Below are 3423 nucleotides of genomic sequence, written 5' to 3'. Positions count from 1 at the left end.
TTTTTTGTTTAAGGATGTTTTCAATCCGAATCTTGTTGCTCGAATGGGGCAAAAAATTAAAGGTGTTTCATCTGAGTTTGATGAGGATTCATTTTATAAGAACATTGCTCCAAAATTAGAATCTTTAAGCTTATCGGAACGATCGGCCTTAATTTGTGAAACTCTTTATACGCATTTACCTATTGAATATGCTAAAGCAATAAATCTACTTTTATCTACTTTTGATCAAGTTATAGAAACGTCTGAAATGAGAGGTTTTGAAGGTTTCTATTTTATGCCGATTGCTAAATATGTTTCTATATATGGCCTTGAAAAGGAAGATTTTGATGTTTCGATGAATGCCTTAATCGAAATTACGAAGCGATTTACCTCTGAAGATGCGATTCGACCTTTTATACGTAAATATCCACAGCAGACTTTCGAATACCTATATAAATGGTCCGCAGATGAGAATGTACATGTCAGAAGATTGGTTTCAGAAGGAATAAGACCAAGGTTACCCTGGTCATCAGTTCTTCGTGAGTTTATAGATAATCCTAAGCCTGTTTTGGATCTGTTAGAGGAATTGAAGCAAGACCCGGAACTTTATGTCAGACGATCCGTTGCCAATAATCTGAATGATATTGCAAAAGATCATCCTCAATTGGTTGTGAAAACACTCAAAAGATGGAAATCTATAAATGATAAAGGGACACAATGGATCATTTCTCATGCTTCGCGTACCCTATTAAAGCAAGGCTTGCCTGAAGCTCTGGACTTATTAGGATATCCAACGGATGTTCAAATATCAGTTGATAATCTGATTTTGAACAAAGAGGAATGCGAAATGGGGGATGAAATTGAGTTTTCTTTTAATCTTGTTTCCCAAGCCTCTGAAGAACAGAATTTGATGATTGATTTTATTGTGCATTACATGAAAGCTAATGGAAAAACGGCACCCAAGGTTTTTAAATTGTCAAAGAAGAAATTGCCAGCAGAGGGGAGATTAAGTTTTAAGAAGAAACTTTCTTTTAAAGCCATCTCGACTCGTAAATATTATCAGGGTTTACACGAAATAGAAATTCAGGTCAATGGAAAAAGATATTCCAAGCTGGAATTTAAATTGAAAAAATGACGTTTTAGGACTAAAATTCTAAAAAAGAGAACTTTATGCAATCGTTTCAGGATGATACATAATACAGTTTTATTTAATTCTTTTACAGGTAGTTGAGTTTATATATTGATCATTCTTTGTTGCAGAAAAGATAATAATGTAACTTTGTTTTGCAGAAAAAAAACTAAATATAATTATATCATGCAAACTATTGATTCATACAATTTTTCAGATAAGAAGGCTATTATCCGTGTAGACTTTAATGTGCCTTTGAACGAGCAATTCGAAATTACTGATGATACTCGTATTCGTGCAGCATTGCCTACTATCAAGAAAGTATTAGAGGGTAATGGTTCATGTATTTTGATGTCTCATCTTGGTCGTCCAAAAGGAAAAGACGAGAAATTTTCGTTAAAGCACATTGTTGCTCACTTGTCTAAATCGATTGGTGTTGAAGTAAAATTTGCTGATGATTGTATTGGTGAGAGTGCAAGAACAATGGCTGCAGAATTGAAGCCAGGTGAAGTTCTTTTACTTGAAAACCTTCGTTATTACGATGAAGAGAAAAAAGGTGATGAGGCATTCGCTAAGAAATTAGCTGATTTAGCTGACCTTTGGATTAACGACGCATTCGGTACAGCTCACCGTGCACACGCTTCTACTGCAGTTATTGCTAAATTTTTCCCAGAAGCTAAAATGTTCGGATATGTAATGGAAGGCGAACTATCAAGTGTTGATAAGGTATTGAAAGATACTAAGCGTCCATTAACTGCGATTATGGGTGGTGCTAAAGTTTCTTCTAAGATCGAAATCATCCAGACTTTAATGTCACAGGTTGATCACCTGATCATTGGTGGTGGTATGACTTACACTTTCGTGAAAGCGATGGGTGGAACAATTGGAAACTCATTGGTTGAAGACGATAAATTGGAAACTGCAAGAGAGATTCTTAAGAAAGCTAAAGAAAACAATGTGAAACTTCACCTTGCTTCTGATGCATTAATCGCTGACGATTTCTCTAACGATGCCAACACTCAAGTTTGTGATGTTAACGCAATTCCTGATGGTTGGATGGGATTAGATGTTGCTGAAGATACTATTGAGAGCTTCAAAAAAGTGATCGAAGAATCTAAAACAATTCTTTGGAATGGTCCTGTAGGCGTATTCGAGATGGATACTTTCGCTAAAGGAACTAAAGCAATTGCTGATGCCATTGTAACAGCTACTGAAAAAGGTGCTTTCTCATTAATTGGAGGTGGTGATTCAGTTGCAGCAATCAATAAATATGGTTTAGCTGATAAAGTAAGCTACGTATCAACTGGTGGTGGAGCTCTTTTGGAGTACATCGAAGGTAAAGAACTACCTGGTGTAAAAGCTATTAAAGGATAGGAATAGATTTGAGATGATTCTCAGCTCTGATATTTGAATTTACATATATTAGCCACGAACGCACGAATTTTTAAAATTGGTGAGTTCGTGGCTTTTCTTTTATGATCTAATACGGATGAATAATTATAATTAAAGAATCAACTATCTTTACAAAGATGATTTTTCCTACGCGTACTTTGTGAAAACTTAGCACTCTTGGCGGTTAATTTTTTCCAAATGATATTGAGATTAGATATGACAGATTTAAAACAACAGATATTCAACATACAATCAGAAGAGGAGTTTATACAAATGGCTCTTAAGATATTTCGTTTTCAAGCATCCAATAATTCAGTTTACGCTCGATATATTGAACTGCTGAATATTGATGTAAACTCTGTGGATTGTCTTGAGAAAATACCCTTTTTGCCAATTGAGTTTTTTAAGTCTCATAAAGTAAGTTCCTCGACTGAAGAAGCCAAAGCTGTTTTTACCAGCAGTGGTACAACAGGGAAATTAACCTCTCGTCATTATGTGCCAGACCTTGGAATTTATGAAGATAGCTTTACGAAAGGATTTGAGGCTTTTTACGGTCCAGTAAAAGATTATTGCATTCTGGCACTTCTCCCTTCTTATTTGGAACGAGAGGGCTCCTCACTTATCTATATGATGGAGAAGTTGATTAAAGATAGTGGACATCCTAAATCAGGATTCTATTTGAATAATCATGAGGAACTGATTGCTAATCTTACAGACTTAAAATCACAAAATCAAAAGGTATTGCTATTGGGTGTAAGCTTTGCATTGCTCGAACTTGCAGAAAACCATCAGCTCGATTTAGGTGATGTTATTGTGATGGAAACCGGAGGGATGAAAGGCCGTCGTAAGGAAATGACTCGTGAAGAATTACATGCAATCTTTACGTCACGTTTGGGTGTAAATAAAATCCACTCGGAATATGG

General features: G+C 35.6%; 3 protein-coding genes. All 3 read left to right on the top strand.

Annotated elements, in window-relative coordinates:
* On the top strand, positions 1-1114 hold a 1114-nt coding region (locus ABY905_RS15255; RefSeq protein WP_372645417.1), incomplete at its 5' end, for a DNA alkylation repair protein.
* A gap of 180 nt (positions 1115-1294) precedes the next feature.
* Positions 1295-2482 carry a phosphoglycerate kinase gene (locus ABY905_RS15250; RefSeq protein ID WP_372645415.1) on the top strand — a complete coding sequence of 396 codons (1188 nt, stop codon included), beginning with the start codon at positions 1295-1297 and terminating at the stop codon, positions 2480-2482.
* Positions 2483-2716: 234 nt separating this feature from the next.
* The coding region (locus ABY905_RS15245) for an acyl transferase (RefSeq protein WP_372645413.1) at positions 2717-3423 on the top strand (707 nt) is incomplete at its 3' end.

Source organism: Ancylomarina sp., assembly GCF_041555295.1.
In the GTDB taxonomy this organism is placed as follows: Bacteria; Bacteroidota; Bacteroidia; order Bacteroidales; family Marinifilaceae; genus Ancylomarina.
Note: the sequence above shows the minus strand (reverse complement) of the source record. Positions and strands in the feature narration are given on the sequence as shown.